At 62.0% G+C, this 15,243-nt stretch carries 13 protein-coding genes; 6 read left to right on the top strand and 7 right to left on the bottom strand.

Going from position 1 to position 15,243, the window contains the following annotated elements; translation table 11 throughout:
• Both HPO_RS20730 and HPO_RS14645 read left to right on the top strand, forming a co-directional pair.
• On the top strand, positions 1–616 hold a 616-nt coding region (locus HPO_RS20730; RefSeq protein ID WP_162174052.1), incomplete at its 5' end, for a hypothetical protein.
• Positions 603–1,115, top strand: coding sequence for a hypothetical protein (locus HPO_RS14645; protein WP_157532861.1), 513 nt, complete (start codon positions 603–605; stop codon positions 1,113–1,115). The genes HPO_RS20730 and HPO_RS14645, both read left to right, overlap by 14 nt.
• Here the strand turns inward: HPO_RS14645 and uvrB are convergent.
• Entirely contained in the window at positions 1,112–3,295 is a 2,184-nt protein-coding gene (gene uvrB / locus HPO_RS14640) for an excinuclease ABC subunit UvrB (RefSeq protein ID WP_035600330.1), read from the bottom strand. The two genes, HPO_RS14645 and uvrB, sit on opposite strands and share 4 nt — an antisense overlap.
• Before the next feature lie 134 nt (positions 3,296–3,429).
• Positions 3,430–3,879, bottom strand: coding sequence for a putative periplasmic lipoprotein (locus HPO_RS14635; RefSeq protein ID WP_035600305.1), 450 nt, complete (start codon positions 3,877–3,879; stop codon positions 3,430–3,432).
• Positions 3,880–4,073: 194 nt separating this feature from the next.
• Between HPO_RS14635 and HPO_RS14630 the strand changes: the two genes are divergently transcribed.
• Complete coding sequence (locus HPO_RS14630; RefSeq protein ID WP_035600303.1) at positions 4,074–4,424, top strand: DUF2200 domain-containing protein; 351 nt, start codon at positions 4,074–4,076, stop codon at positions 4,422–4,424.
• Here the strand turns inward: HPO_RS14630 and HPO_RS14625 are convergent.
• Entirely contained in the window at positions 4,421–6,949 is a 2,529-nt protein-coding gene (locus HPO_RS14625) for a hypothetical protein (protein ID WP_035600301.1), read from the bottom strand. The genes HPO_RS14630 and HPO_RS14625 overlap by 4 nt on opposite strands.
• Before the next feature lie 103 nt (positions 6,950–7,052).
• Positions 7,053–8,564, bottom strand: a complete 1,512-nt coding sequence (locus HPO_RS14620) for an inorganic phosphate transporter (protein WP_035600299.1) — start codon at positions 8,562–8,564, stop codon at positions 7,053–7,055.
• 269 nt (positions 8,565–8,833) lie between these two features.
• Here HPO_RS14620 and HPO_RS14615 point away from each other — a divergent pair, with 269 nt between their 5' ends.
• Positions 8,834–10,315: a sigma-54-dependent transcriptional regulator gene (locus HPO_RS14615; protein WP_035600329.1), complete on the top strand. Its 1,482-nt coding sequence runs from the start codon at positions 8,834–8,836 to the stop codon at positions 10,313–10,315.
• A 24-nt stretch (positions 10,316–10,339) separates the two neighbouring features.
• Here the strand turns inward: HPO_RS14615 and HPO_RS14610 are convergent, their stop codons facing one another.
• The 3 genes from HPO_RS14610 to HPO_RS14600 all read right to left on the bottom strand — a co-directional run bounded on the left by HPO_RS14610 (position 10,340) and on the right by HPO_RS14600 (position 13,644).
• Complete coding sequence (locus HPO_RS14610; protein WP_035600297.1) at positions 10,340–11,323, bottom strand: bifunctional helix-turn-helix transcriptional regulator/GNAT family N-acetyltransferase; 984 nt, start codon at positions 11,321–11,323, stop codon at positions 10,340–10,342.
• An 85-nt stretch (positions 11,324–11,408) separates the two neighbouring features.
• Positions 11,409–12,599, bottom strand: a complete 1,191-nt coding sequence (locus HPO_RS14605) for an MFS transporter (protein ID WP_035600295.1) — start codon at positions 12,597–12,599, stop codon at positions 11,409–11,411.
• A gap of 127 nt (positions 12,600–12,726) precedes the next feature.
• A complete protein-coding gene (locus HPO_RS14600) occupies positions 12,727–13,644 on the bottom strand; it encodes a hydrogen peroxide-inducible genes activator (RefSeq protein WP_035600294.1) in 918 nt (305 codons plus the stop codon).
• A gap of 120 nt (positions 13,645–13,764) precedes the next feature.
• Here HPO_RS14600 and HPO_RS14595 point away from each other — a divergent pair, with 120 nt between their 5' ends.
• Together HPO_RS14595 and ahpD are read left to right on the top strand one after the other, a co-directional pair.
• Positions 13,765–14,322, top strand: a complete 558-nt coding sequence (locus HPO_RS14595) for a peroxiredoxin (protein ID WP_035600292.1) — start codon at positions 13,765–13,767, stop codon at positions 14,320–14,322.
• Between the two features lie 126 nt (positions 14,323–14,448).
• Positions 14,449–14,991 (top strand): alkylhydroperoxidase, AhpD family, encoded by a 543-nt coding sequence (gene ahpD / locus HPO_RS14590; RefSeq protein ID WP_035600291.1) that lies wholly within the window; start codon positions 14,449–14,451, stop codon positions 14,989–14,991.
• Positions 14,992–15,243 lie beyond the last annotated feature (252 nt).

The raw sequence follows: 15,243 nt of genomic DNA, 5'->3' as shown, positions 1-15,243 counted from the left end.
CGGCAAACCCGGCGTGGTTCACCCGGCTGTCCATATTATTCCGAGAGAGCGCTTTTCTGACACCATATTTGGTTACGCCTATGACACTTTCATTTCGGCGGATCGTAGCGAGGTGACTATAAGGGCTCCGGAATATTCGGGACGAAATCCCACAGAGACTTTTGAGTTTATAAAGTTGTCGGCAGTCACTGCGGCGGTTCATATCGCGGCGCAGTCCGGCGTCGACCCTGAAATATTCAGAGGTCTGAGTATCGATCAGATTATTGAAACATACTTGGATAGCGACAGCTTTTTTGACTACGCATATTCTTTTGCTTCTCCCGGGTTCATCCGGGCGCGGCCAAGAGAGGCGGCTCAAGCATTATTCGCTGCGATTGCAATGACAATGTGTGCCAATGGGCTAACAGGGTGTGCGCCTGAGCAGGATATCTACGTCCAAAACAGCAAAGGTGAAATCCCCGCAGACACGCTAGAAAGAGTAAACCGCTCGATCGACTTTATGAAAGATGTTATGACCGAAGACCAGCGTGCTGAGATGGCTAGGCTCGGCGAGGCAGCACAGGAAAAGATTGGGATAAAGACTTCCGTTACGGAACATGACGATGAGCCACATTAAGAATTTTCTATGGCGAGAAGCGGTTCCCATCTGGTGGTCGTTGGCCACCTCGCTGTTGTCAGCAATCGCAGGAGGCATCTTTGTGCTATTTGTGGTCCCGCATTTCAGTCGCGGCTTTGAAAACGAAAAAATCCGAACCGCTTTTATTCTAGGTAAGCTGACCCAGCTTGATGCCCAATCAAATGAAATTGCTGTTCTCACCAATGAATTCGTCACTGCGTGCTCGCTAGAGTCCGATTTTGATACATCGGAATTGGCGCGGCAGACTAAAGAAGAGCGTTTCAAATTATCTTTGTTGTCTATCGAAATTTCAGCAATGATTAAATCTGATACGGAGCAAGCTAAGATTGACGCTTTAAATGAAACTATAGCCTCGTTAGCTATTCCGAGAACTTGTCCGAGTTTGGCAGAGCTAAGTGAATACTCTGAGAAAACAGCCAAATTGAAATTGGACGTTTTGGCAGTTTCTCAGTTGTTAAGTAGATCTGCTGCTCTCTAAATCCCCAAATCCTCTTCCCTCAACCGCTTCACCTCATCTCTCAGCCGAGCCGCCGTTTCGAACTCGAGGTTCGCGGCGGCTTCGCGCATCTGTTTTTCGAGGCTGGCGATGGCAGCTTTGAGGTTGTGCCCGGTTTCGCCCCGAAGTGGCAAGGGTTTTTCTTCCGAAACGCCGCGTTCGCGGTTGCGGCGGGAGCGGCTGGCCGAGGGCTTTTCGCCGAGTTCGGAGAGGATGTCTGACACGGCGCGTTTGATGGTTTGCGGCGTGATGCCGTGTTCCTCGTTATAGGCCATCTGCTTTTCGCGGCGGCGGCTGGTTTCGTCCATCGCGCGCTGCATCGAGCCGGTGACCCGGTCCGCATACAGAATGACCTTGGCCTCGGCATTGCGCGCGGCGCGGCCGATGGTCTGGACGAGGGAGGTTTCCGAGCGCAGGAACCCTTCCTTGTCGGCATCCAGAATGCCGACGAGGCCGCATTCGGGAATGTCGAGCCCCTCGCGCAGCAGGTTGATGCCGACGAGGACATCGAACACGCCGAGGCGCAGGTCGCGGATGATCTCGATACGCTCGATGGTGTCGACATCCGAGTGCATGTAGCGGACCTTGACCCCGTTCTCGTGGAGGAAGTCTGTCAGGTTTTCCGCCATCTTTTTCGTCAGGGTGGTGATCAGTGTACGGTGGCCCCGGGCGGCGGCGGCCTTGGCCTCGGCCATGATGTCGTCGACCTGGTTGGCGCCGTCATTGGAGACGGGGCGGACCTCGACCGGCGGGTCGATGAGGCCGGTGGGGCGGATGACCTGCTCGGTGAACACGCCGCCCGTGCGCTCCAGCTCCCAGCTGCCGGGGGTGGCGGAGACGTGGACCGTCTGGGGGCGCATGGCGTCCCATTCCTCGAATTTGAGGGGGCGGTTGTCGATGCAGGAGGGCAGGCGGAAGCCGTATTCGGCGAGGGTGGACTTGCGGGAGAAGTCGCCTTTGAACATGGCGCCGATCTGGGGGATCGTCTGGTGGGACTCGTCGGTGAAGACGAGGGCGTTCTCGGGCAGGTATTCGAAGAGGGTGGGCGGCGGCTCGCCGGGCTTGCGGCCAGTGAGGTAGCGGGAATAGTTCTCGATACCGTTGCAGGAGCCGGTGGCGGCGAGCATTTCGAGGTCGTACTGGGTGCGCTGCTCGATGCGCTGGGCTTCGAGGAGTTTTCCGTTCTTTTCGAAATGGGCGATGGTGGTCTTCAGCTCCGCCTTGATCTTCTCGATGGCCTGGTTGAGCGTCGGGCGCGGCGTGACGTGGTGGCTGTTGGCGTAGATCTTGACCTGGGGCAGCTTCTGCATCGTCCGTCCCGTGAGGGGATCGAACTCGGTGATGGACTCGAGCTCGTCGCCGAAGAAGGAGAGCTTCCAGGCGCGGTCCTCATAGTGGGCGGGGAAGATGTCGATGACATCGCCCTTGACGCGGAAGGCGCCGCGGCCGAAGGCGACATCGTTGCGGGTGTACTGGTTGGCGACGAGGCGCTGGGTGACCTCCTTGGGATCGATCCGGTCGCCGGCCTTCAGGGTGAAGGTCATGGAGGTATAGCTCTCGACCGAGCCGATGCCGTAGAGGCAGGAGACCGAGGCGACGATGATCACATCGTCCCGCTCCAGGATGGCGCGGGTGGCCGAGTGGCGCATCCGGTCGATGGCCTCGTTGATGGAGCTTTCCTTCTCGATGTAAAGGTCAGACCGCGGAACATAGGCTTCGGGCTGGTAATAGTCGTAGTACGAGACGAAGTATTCGACCGCATTGTCCGGGAAGAAGGATTTGAACTCGCCATAGAGCTGGGCAGCGAGGGTCTTGTTCGGCGCGAGGATGAGGGCGGGGCGCTGGGTGGCCTCGATGACCTTGGCCATGGTGAAGGTCTTGCCTGTGCCGGTGGCGCCGAGGAGGACCTGGTCGCGCTCGCCATTGGTGATGCCCTCGACAAGCTCGGGGATGGCGGTGCGCTGGTCTCCGGCGGGTTCGTATTCGGAGGCGACGCGGAAGCGCTTGCCGCCTTCGAGCTTCACCCAGTCGCGGTCCGGCCGGTGGGGCGTCCACTGGTCTGACGGCAGGCGGCCGGCGGCATCAAGCGCGGCGCCATCAAGGGCGAAGGCAGCAGAGGCGTCAGCGACGCCGCGAGCGGGGGGACGGGAGGAGCGGGCCATGCCGGCCATATTGGACCGGGCGGGGAGAGAGTAAAGGGTGTTCTTGTATTGTTCGGTGCGCTGGACCGGGGCCGGAAAGAGGCAAAGCGAGGCTTCGCGCCGTCCCGGCCCGGCCGCTGCCGGGAGAAACCCGCTTAGCTGGTGGGCGCTTCGGCCATCGCCGCCGCTTCAGATGCCGCCGGAGCGGCAGCGACAGCCGGGGCTGCCGGCTGGAGCGTCACGCGCAGCGGGTTCGGCACGAGCTCCTGCGTGGCGCCGTTATTGGCGTCCACCAGGGCGCCAATGCCGCCGCCCAGGATCACGTTGCCGGCCATGCCCGCACCGCCGCCGCCAGACATCTGGTGCGTGACGTTGTGGGTGGTGGTTTCAAAGCCTTCCTTCGCAATCGTGACGGTGAACTCGGATTCGCGCTTCACTTTCGGGATGGCGCATGGGGTTGGGCTGCAGCTCAGCCCCAAGCTGGTGGTGACCGATGCGCCGGAAGGCGTGGTTTCGACAACGAAGGCTTCCGTTGTGCCACGTGTGACTGTCGCGCAGGCGGTCAGGGCCACTACCACCGGTAGTAGCGCGAAAATTTTCTTCATTAGGGGTTCCCCAGAATATTTGTTTTAGATCAATACCGGAAGCCGGTCGGATCATCTAGATCGTGTTCCTTCAGGTTGGCAAGCGCTTTCTAGTTTTCCGGGAATGCCCCAACCGGAGCGAGCGGCGGCGCGCTGGTTTGGGCTGTCCAGGCGGGCGTGACGCGGTTAAGTTCTCCGCCAAAAGGGAGGCACAAATGGCCGGGCACCGCATCTTCTCAATGGCATTTGCCAAGGTCTATCCGGCCTATGTCGCCAAGGCTGAAAAGAAAGGGCGCACGCAGGCGGAGGTGGACGAGATCATCCGTTGGCAGACGGGCTACAGCCAGGCGCAGCTGGACGCGCAGATTGCGGCGGGGGTGGACTTCGAAACCTTCTTCGCAGAGGCCCCGGCGATGAATCCGGCGCGGGAACTGATCACGGGCGTCGTCTGCGGCGTGCGCGTGGAAGCGGTCGAAGACCCGCTGATGCGGGAAATCCGCTACCTGGACAAGCTCGTGGACGAGCTGGCCAAGGGGAAGACGATGGGGAAGATTTTGAGGGGTTAGGTGGGTTCAAGCTCGGGTTCGTCCTCTTCTTCTGTTTGGGCTTCGAGCTCAACCGCCTGCGCAGAAGGTCTCTGCGGTCTTAGGCGTTGCTGAGCTGGGGGCACGAAGATGCGGACACCTCTGATGGCCTTCTTGAGCGCTTCGGCCGCAATAGTTCCTTCGCCACAGCCTTCGGCATCCTCAAGGAAGTTGAGAACGGTACGATTCATTAAATCGCCTTCCTGATAGCCGTTCACTTGTTCTGCTATGGCTGTGTAACAAAGGGCGCGCATTTCCTGACGCCCGTGATGTGCACTGGCGCAAACGCCATTTTGAGATCGGACATCATCAGCAAACATCGCATCGATCCGGCTGCGCCAATCTGAGAGGCAGGGACCATTCCGGCAGGCTTGAGCTGCAAGCGCCCAGAAGGCGCCAGGATCGGGAATGCGGGCAAGCAGTTCCATAACGATTACCCGTGCGTAGTGAAACTCCGCCGCCGCGCCAGCGATCACAACGAGTTGCACAACATTGGCAACATCCCTTGGGGACATGAAGGCCGGAATTTCTTCGTCCTCATCATCTATCAACTCGTCCAGAAGCGCTTCCAGGCGCAGCTTTTCCGCGCGGCGCCACACTTGCTGTTCCTCCTTCGCAAGGCTCCGGATTGCGTCGCTCTCAGGAGTGCCTTCAAACCATGCCTTCCGCCATTGCTCGGAGAGCTGCTGCAATTTATGGTAAGGCGTGCCTGCAAGAACGCCGTACTGATCGAGCATCCACTCCGCGCCTGCTCTTACTTCCGGGTCTGCATGTAGAAGCAGTTCGCCGAGGCGGAACTGATTGTAGGGAACCTTGGGCAGGTGAAGATCCTTGCGGAGCTGCATGTGCTTTTCAACGCGCTCCTCGAATTTCTTGCGGGCAATGTAAGCTTTTCCCGTCTTTCCGGCTTTTTCCGCCTTCTTCATGCCCTGCTTGAAGAAACGAACTTCTGTAAACGGATCGAAAGCATCCAGTTGGCCAGCGTCGTATAGCCGGTCCTGCGCACGGCTGCGTTGCCAGATGCCGATGGCCTGGAACAGCGCTGCCATAATCACGAGATCAACCATGGCGCGTGCGGCAAAGGTCAGGTGTTTCGCCGCCGGAACAATATTCGGAGCCTGAGTGCCGGAGCAGTCTCCTGTAACACAGGCGCCCGCGACGGGTGTACGGATATCTACACTGTAGATTTCCCACCAGTCGACGAATGGGACAGCCTTGGCAAGTTCCCCGCCAAAAAAGCTCAGCCAGGCAAAGAACGGGTCGGAAATCGGGGCGCCATCGGCACCCGTGAACGCATGGAAAACGCCATTTATCTGATGAAGCGCCAGCGGCACCAGAATGAACAGGAAGGCATACCCGAGAAGCGCCTCGTCTTTGAGGTCATTCTCAAAGCCGATCTGGATTTCCTTGCCATCTGTCCGCAACAGGCGCGAAGCAATTTCGCGGTCTTCTTCGATCCACGCCCAGCGCCGGCCGAGAGCAATAACCATCAGCATGCCTAGAGCAATAGGCGCTAGTCCGAAAGGTTGCGGCAGGATGAACCCAAGTGCTGTCAAGGGAACCAGTGACAGGATAACGAAGCCATGGGGAACTAGTGGGCCGTGTTGAGTCGCGCCCGTCAGCGGCGCAACAAAGCGAACGAGAATTGAGTCGAACCAGCTCAGCGCGATCGCGGGCGCGCCGATCAGTAGAGGAGTGTTGGCTGCTGTGTCTCCCGGTTCTCGCTCGCTCTCGGCCAGATGATCAATGTAACGCTGGATGTGGGGCAGGAAGATGAAGGCCACGAAGAGCGCGACGACGGCAAATGTGATCCAGTAAGCGAGATTGGCGGCAACACCTTCTTGCTGGTTCTGTGAAACCTGGGCCGCCCAACTAGCCAGTGTGATGATGCCCGCCAACAGAGCGGCACCCATCCAGAAGGAAGAGGCGGAAATCGCGTCATCACGCAGCATCTCCCGCTTCAAGGCATCCTGTTCCTCGCGAGACTGCAGATAGAATCCTGAAATCAAAGGGATGAGCGCCAGACCAACCGAAGCGATCAGAGCCGCAACATGCTGGGGCTTGGTGATATCGCTTCCAACGCCGTGCAGGCCGAGATTTTCCCATGGTAGCATGCCAGGTTGGGCGGACAGAAAAGTAAACGCGGTGAGCCCGCCAAAAGCAGCAAACAGATAAATGAATAATTCCCGGAAGCTGCGGTCGGCCGTTCTACGTTGCGCCTCCAGTCGTTTGATTGGCTGTATGCGGACAACAGGCTTTAACTTCGCCCATATCTGAAGCATCCGCGCCATGTTGGCGGTGAAGAGGCCGGTGATCAGGGTGGCGAGGGCGAGCCAGTCGGCGCGGACATTGGCTGGGGCGACATCTGGGAAGAAGGGCGCGGCCAGGAGGAAGGCGCCGGTGGCGGCGAGCGCCAGGCCGCAGAAGATCGCCGTTGCGCTCCAGCTCCATTCTGCCCGGAATTGTTTATAGCTGACCCTGCTCGCGGCTGTGCCCTGGCGGCCCATGTCACGCGTCTCCTCACCCGATGTACCCCTCTTGGATTTCTACCTTTACGCTTTGTTAACCTTCGCGCAAGGGGAGAGTTTTGGGTGGGCGGGGCGGAGGGGATCAGACAATCCTGAAGAGGTGTTGCAGCGTCAGGTAGATGGCGCCGGAGAGGGTGGCGCTGGCGGGGACGGTGATGAGCCAGGCTGCAGCGATGCTGGTGACGTGCTGGCGGCGGACGAGCTTGCGGGCCGATTTGCGGCGGGCGAGGCCGGAGAATTGGGTGGACGCGCCGTTGGGGGATTTCATGTGGACATAGGCAACGCGCGTCTGCGACGTGGCGGTGAACCATTCGCGGAAGAAGCCGACGCCGAAGATCGCGCCCACGGCAATGTGGGTGGAGGAGACTGGCAGGCCGAGCCAGCTGGCGATGATGACGGTGACGGCGGCAGCCAGGGCGACGCAATAGGCGCGCATCGGATTGAGCTTGGTGATCGAGTCGCCCACCATGCGGATGAGCTTTGGCCCGAACAGCATCAGGCCGAAGGAGATGCCCGAGGCGCCGATCATCATCACCCAGAGCGGGATGGTGACCCGGTCTGACACCTCCCCATCCTGCAGGGCATGGACGATGGCGGCGAGCGGGCCGATGGCGTTGGCCACATCATTGGCGCCGTGGGCGAAGGACAGCAGGGCGGCGGAAAAGATCAGCGGCCAGATGAACAGCTGGCGCAGGGACTGGTTGCGGTTTTCCATGCCTTCGGACTGGCGGCGGATCAGCGGGTGGGTGAGTGCCCAGGCGACGAGCGCGATGGCCAGGCCGATCAGCAGGGAGTGGGGCAGGGAAATCTTGACCAGCTTGCTGACGCCTTTCAGCGCCATATAGGTGCCGAAGGCGCCGGCCATCACGGCGATCAGCACGGGCACCCAGCGGCGGGCGGCGGCGATCTTGTCTTCCCGGTAGATGATGGCGATCTTGATGAAGGCGAGGACGGCCGCCGCGATGATGCCGCCCATCACCGGGGAGATGACCCAGGAGGCGGCGATGCCGGCCATCACCGGCCAGCTGACGGCGCCGAAGCCGGCCGCCGCGATGCCTGCGCCCATGACGCCGCCGACGATGGAATGGGTGGTGGAGACCGGCGCGCCCAGGATGGTGGCGAGGTTGATCCAGAGGGCCGCGGAGATCAGCGCTGCCATCATCAGCCAGACGAAGGTTTCGGTGTTGGCGACATTGGTGGGGTCGATGATGCCGCGCGAGATGGTGGAGACGACATCCCCGCCCGCGAGCAGGGCGCCGGCGCTTTCACAGATGGCGGCGATGATGATGGCGCCGGTCATGGTCAGCGCCTTGGAGCCGACGGCGGGGCCGACATTGTTGGCCACATCATTGGCGCCGATATTGAGCGCCATATAGCCGCCGATGGCGGCGGCTGCGACGATCAGCAGGCCATTGGTCTGGTTGCCGAACAGCGTGCCGCCGATCAGCACGATCGCGGCGAGAAAGAGGAAGGCAAAGCCGGGAGCCACCAGGCCGCGCGCCAGGGTGGCGGTGGCGGCTTCGGCTTTCCCGATCTTCGCAAGGTCTTTATCGAGCGTCTCCTTGACGATCGTTGGTTCCTTGCCATCCACCATTGAAGCCCCCGCGCTCGAGACGATGTGAGGCGCAGAAGCCGCAACCGCCGGCAATTTGCAAGCCGAACCGCCCGAGATTCCGGCGTGCAACTGCAGATGTCATACGGTTGTCACAAAACCCCCGGGCGGTGTCCGCGAAGATTTCGATGAAATTCAAACGGCTGGCGAAACCGTAACTCCATGCGTCTGTGTCAGAACGGGGCGTAACGAAACGGCACGGGGCGCCCGAGGGAGGCGTGCCGGCCGCAATGGATGAAAAGGGTGTGACCATGGCCAAGACGATCCTGGTGGTCGATGATGATCCGACGCAGCGCCGCCTGCTTCAGGCAGCCGTCGAGAAGGCCGGCTTTGCCTGCCGCACAGCGCCCGATGGCGAGACGGGCCTGCAGCTGGCGTCTGACGCGCGCGAAGGCGTGGATGTGGTGCTGCTGGATCTGACGATGCCGGGCCTTTCGGGCATGGAGACGCTGGAGCGGCTGAACACCAAGCGCCCGGACCTGCCGGTGATCATGCTGACGGCAACGAGCGGCATCGACACGATCGTGCAGACGATGCGGCGTGGGGCGGTGGACTTCATTGTGAAGCCGGCAAACCCGGAACGTGTGGTCGTCTCGATCCGCAACGCGCTGAAGATGCAGAGCCTGACGGGCGAAGTGAAACGCCTTTCGCGCAAGGCCGAGGGCGGCATGAAGTTCGAGGACATGATTGCCTCGGCCCCGGCGATGCGCAGCGTGATCCGCATGGCAGAGCGGGGCGCGGCGTCGGATATTCCGATGCTGATCCTGGGCGAAAGCGGTGTGGGTAAAGAGGTGATTGCGCGCTGCATTCAGGGCGCAAGTGCGCGGGCGGGCAAGCCGTTCGTGACGGTCAACTGCGGCGCCATTCCGGAAAACCTCGTGGAGTCGATCCTGTTCGGCCATGAGAAAGGCGCGTTTACGGGGGCGGTTTCCAAATCCCCCGGCAAGTTCGTTGAAGCCGATGGCGGCACGCTGTTCCTGGATGAGGTGGGCGAGCTGCCGCTGGACGCGCAGGTGAAACTGCTCCGTGCCCTGCAGGAAGGCGAAGTGGACGCTGTGGGTTCGCGCCGCCCGACCAAGGTGGACGTGCGCATCATCTCGGCGACGAACCGCGACCTGGCTGGTCAGGTGAAGGCCGGCACGTTCCGCGAAGACCTGTTCTACCGCCTCAACGTGTTCCCCATCGACATGCCATCGCTGCGCGAGCGCCGTGAGGATATTCCGGCACTCGTTGACCATTTCATCGCGCGCTTCAATGCGAGCGAGGGCACCAAGGTGACCGGCGCGGGCGAAGACACGCTGCAGATGCTGTATGCCTATGACTGGCCGGGCAACGTGCGCCAGCTTGAAAACTCTGTCTTCCGCGCTGTGGTGCTGTGTGACGGGGACGAATTGCGCCCGCAGGATTTCCCGCAGATTTCCAGCATGATGGGCGAAGTGAAGATGCTGCCCGCCATGCCGGCGCGCGCATCAGAGCCCCCGCCGGTGCCGGCCAATGATGCCCGCCCGGCACCTGCGCCGATGGTGGGGGATGTGCCCGTCGCCATCAAGGACGCCGATGGCGAGATCCGCAGCCTGCAGGACATCGAGCGCGATCTCCTTCAGTATGCGATTGATTTCTATGACGGCCATATGAGCGAAGTCTCCCGCCGTCTCGGCATTGGCCGCTCGACGCTTTACCGCAAGGTGCGGGAATACGACCTCGACGTGCGCGGCGAACGCGAAACGGGTTGATGTGACTTTTGAAGCCGGCCCGGATCAGGTCCGGGGCGGTTTCGAGAGATCGTAGGACATCGCCACATTGGCCCGCGCATAGCTGGCGCCATAGCGTGCCATGATGCCAGCGTCATGCACGAAGCCGGCCTTTTCATAGAGATGGATGGCGGCGGCGCATTTTGAATTAGTGAGCAGGAACAGCTCGCCAATCGGCATCTGGCGGGCCCGTTCTATCGTCCGGTCAAGGAGGAATTCGCCTGCCTTCAGACCGCGGGCGGAGGCGCGCACGCCCATCTTGGTCAGCTCGAAGATGTTTCCCTCCACCGGCATCAGCGCGCAGGTGCCGATGATGCCGAGGCCCTCTGCCTCAACGAACAGGATCTCTCCGCCCGGCGCGAGAATTTTTTCGCGCGGGTTTTCGATGATTTCGATGTCCTTCTTTTCCAGCGTGAACATGGCTTCCACCCATTCTCGGGTGATGGCGTCGAACTCCGGCGCGAGGCGGTCATCAAACTCGACCAGCCGCAAAGCCGGGCGGCTGCTGGCGCCCTCGTCGCGGATACGGTCGTGCAGGGAGCGTTGCTGAAGCGCGCCTTCCAGCCGGGCGATCCAGGAGAGGAAGCCGGTTTCTTCGCCTTCACAGAGCCCCTGCGCGGCGCGGCGCACCTGCGGCCAGAGATCGGCTTTCAACTCTTCCAGCAGGGATTCGCCCTCGGGCGTGAGGCGGATCAGCTTCTGGCGGTTGTCGCCCTTCACGCGGCTGGTCGTGGTGATGCCGATTTTCTGCAGGGCGTTGTGGATGCGGGTCACGGCCGGCTGGCTGATGCCGACGGCCTCGACCGCTTCGGTGACGCTCATCGGGCCATAGGTTGTGAGCGCGGCGAGCAAGGGAAAATGCGTGCCCTGAATGGGCAGGCCGCGATCAGCAAACACTTTGGTGGCGTCGGCCTGCATCTTCTCGGCCAGGCGCTTCAACCGGCTGCCGAGGGCGAGGTAGCCCATCTCTGCAAGAACGTCTCTGGCCATCAGGGCCTCCTTCAAATCATGAGTTATATAACCTGTTATATAACGGGCGTGTCAAGCGGGCGCGCGTGCGGGCGCTTCAGGGATGTCAGGGTTGAGAAACAGGGTGGATCGGCTGGCGGGTGGCGCGCCAGGTGAGGGCGAGGCCGGCGAGGATGATGACGACCATCAGCCAGTAGAGTTTCGTCTGCGCCTCGATGCCGCCCGGCGCGAGGGCGTCATAGGCGAGGCCGGCGGCGAGGCCGGTGACGGCCATGGCCGGGCCGAAGATCAGCGCGCCATTGGCCGAATAGGCGAGCGAGAGCTTGTCATCCGGCAGGGCGGCCTGAAGGAAACGCATCGTTCCGATATGCGTCATGGCGAAGCTGGCGGCGTGCAGGGTCTGGAACACATAGACCGCTTCCACCGGCAGGACGAAGCCAGCGGCGGTCCAGCGGATGAGGGCGCCGAGGCCGCCGATCCAGAGCATGGTGTAGTAGTTCATGTTCTTCAGAAGCTGGCGGGAGACCAGCAGCAGCAGGATTTCCGCCGCCACGCCGATGGCCCAGAGCGCGCCGATATGGCTGCCATCGATGCCCTGCGCGATCCAGATATTGGAGGCGAACGCATAGTACGCCCCATGGCTTGCCTGGATCAGGGCGGCGGCGAGCAGGTACACGAACACGCCGGGTATCCGGTAGAGGGTGAAGGAGTCGGTGAAGGTGGAGATCAGCGGGCGGCGGGCGACGGCGGCGCGGGCGCCCTGCTTGGTGAAAAGGGGCGCGATGGCGGCGACGACGCAGGCGGCGATCAGATAGACCAGAACCCAGTCCGGCCCCCAAGCGCCGAGGATGGCGCCGCCGGCGAGATTGGCAATGACAAAGGCGGCCGAGGCGATGGCGCGGCCTTCGCCATAATCGGGCCGGCCATTGCGGGTGCCGAAGACCAGGACCGCTTCAAACAGCGGGCCCATCACATTCATGGCGCTGTAAATCACGACACAGAGAAAGAAATCGACCGCGCGCGGCGTATCCGGAAAGAGCAGCACATATCCGCCCAGCGCGATTGCCATGACGGCGGCCAGCGTGCCGCGCAGACCGTGATCCTGGGCGATTCCGGCCGTCAGCGGGCCGGCGAAGATGCGGATGAGGATGGCAAGCGTGCTGGCGCCGGCAATCTCGGCGCCGGACATGCCGGCGGCGCGCTCCATCCAGACCGGCAGGTAGGGCAGGTTTGCGCCGAGAACGAGGTTGACAGCGCCCGCCGCCAGGGCGGCGCGCCAGGATGCGCTCAGGCCCATGATGGCTTACCGCTGACCCCTGCTGCGTGCCCCCTCATGGCTGATGCAAAGTCCCTTGTCCGAAGCCCCGATTTTCCGCTGATACTCTGCTTGGTGAGTGTGCGGTAGGGGCCCGGCTCAAGACTTTTCAGGTCATGGCGCTGCCATCGGGCCGCAGGCGTTCGCGTACCAGTTCGCCGAGCTTGCGGGCTTCGGCTTCGCGCGGGCTGCCGGACTTCCAGGCAATGCCAACCTGGCGGCCGATGATCGGGTTGACGAAGGAGCGCACGGCGACATCCGGGCCGAGGGTGAGGCCGTTATCCGCAGCCAGGCGCGGGATCAGCGAGACACCAAGACCGCCGGCGACCATGTTGACCAGCGTGCCGAGCGAGGTGGCGGCGACCTGCTCGCGCCCGGCGCCGGCCTTCAGGCGGCAGACCGAGACAGCATGGTCGCGCAGGCAGTGGCCATCTTCCAGCAGCAGCACGTCTTCGCCCTGAAGGTCTTCCGGGGAGAGGCCGTTCTTCCGGCTGAGCGGGTGGCTGGCCGGGGCAGCGAGCAGGAACTCGTCGTCGAACAGGGTCATCACCTCGATGCCCGGCGCTTCCCAGGGGAGTGCGATGAAGGCGGCGTCGAGCGTCCGGGCGCGCAGCTGGTCGATCAGGCGATGGGTGCGGTCTTCGGTGAGGTAGAGTTTGAGGTCGGGATAGCGCCGGGTGAGCTGGCCGACGATTTGGGGCAGCACGAAGGGCGCGATGGTGGGAATGGCGCCCAGATGGAACGGACCGGAGAAGAGGGCGCCGGCGCTGGTGACCGCCTGGACGAGGGCGTGGGCGTCCGCCAGCAGGGCAGAAGCGCGCGCGACGGCTATTTCCCCGGCATGCGTCAATGTGGCGCCGCGGGATTCCCGCTCGGCCAGGGCAACCCCGAAGAGATCTTCCAGCTCCTTTATGCCCGCCGAAAGGGTGGGCTGGGTGACGTGACAAGCCTCGGCAGCACGGGAGAAAGAGCCCGTTTCACCGAGGGCGACGAGGAATTGAAGCTGGCGGAGCGTCGGAAGGATCATAGGGATAATCTATACGATAAATCGGAATTATCAATTTTCTTTATTGCGTGCGCTGCACCAATTCGGGAGCTGCCTGCAGCCACCGAAGCAGGCCAGCAAATCGTTTGAGGAGACCTCCCTATGCTTGGCATCGGCCAGAAACTGCCTGACTTCCAGATCACCGGCGTGAAACCGAAATTCATGCAACACGAACAGAATGGCGAAAGCGCTTTCGAGCCGCTGACCCAGGACAGCTTCCCCGGCCTCTGGAAAGTCATCTTCTTCTACCCGAAGGACTTCACCTTCGTCTGCCCGACCGAGATCGCCGAATTCGCGCGTCTTGCCCCGGAATTCGCTGACCGCGATGCTGTTGTGCTCGGCGGCTCGACCGACAACGAGTTCGTGAAGCTCGCCTGGCGCCGTGAGCATGGCGACCTGAAAGAACTGCCGATCTGGCAATTCGCGGACACCAACGGCTCGCTCGTCGATGGCCTCGGCGTGCGCGAAGAAGGCGCCGGCGTTGCTTACCGCGCCACCTTCATCGTCGACCCGCACAATGTCATCCAGCACGTCTACGTCACCAACCTGAACGTTGGCCGTAATCCGCAGGACACCCTGCGCGTGCTCGACGCTCTGCAGACGGACGAGCTCTGCCCGTGCAACCGTCCGGTTGGCGGCAAGACGCTCGAGCTCGCCTAAGCGAGACTGAATGCCAGCTGGTTCCGGGCCTTGCGCCTGCCCCCACGTCCCCCCGCCCATGGCGGGCGCGGTCGGGACCAGCTGGTTATTCGCCTTTCCATTTTCGAAGACTGACAGGAGTGCGCGATGTCGCTTGAAACCCTGAAGACCCTGATTCCGGACTATGCCAAGGATATCCGTCTCAATATCGGTTCTCTGGCGAACGAAACGATCCTGAACGACCAGCAGAAATATGGCTGCTACCTGGCCTCTGCCCATGCTGTAGGCGAGCCCCAGACGCTGCGCGCCATCGAAGCCGAAGCGCGCGGCAAGCTCTCGGCCGAAGCGCTGACTGCAGCGAAGGCCGCCAGCGCCATCATGGGCATGAACAATGTCTATTACCGCGCCACGCACCTGGTTTCGAACACCACCTACACCACGCTGCCCGCCCGCCTGCGGATGAACGTGATCGGCAATCCGGGCGTGGAGAAGGCCGATTTCGAGCTGTGGTCGCTTGCGGTGTCGGCGATCAATGGCTGCGGCATGTGCCTCGACGCGCATGAGGCCGAGCTGCGCAAGCACGGCATGACCAGCGAGCAGATCCAGGCGGCGATCCGGATCGGCGCAGTGGTCAACGCTGCGGCGCGCATCCTGGCGGCGGAAGCGGCGCTGGCGGCAGAGCCTGCCTGACCGCACTTCGCGAATCCCGAATGGGAGCCCCTGGGCCTTTATGGGTCCGGGGGCTTCTTTTTGGGCGGGGAGGGGCCGGGTGTGGGCAATACCCCGCCGCGCGCATGTATTCTTGGTAAGGAAACCGGCAAAAGCTGCGCGATTGCATCTCTGGCGGGCAAGCGATGCGGCATCGCAACACGGGCACCTAAGCCCCGGTTTCTGCTAAGGTTTTGCAGGGTTTCCCATGTCTGCCCATTTGAGAGTTGCGTA

This window comes from Hyphomonas polymorpha PS728 (genome assembly GCF_000685315.1).
Classification (GTDB): domain Bacteria; phylum Pseudomonadota; class Alphaproteobacteria; order Caulobacterales; family Hyphomonadaceae; genus Hyphomonas; species Hyphomonas polymorpha.
Note: the sequence above shows the minus strand (reverse complement) of the source record. Positions and strands in the feature narration are given on the sequence as shown.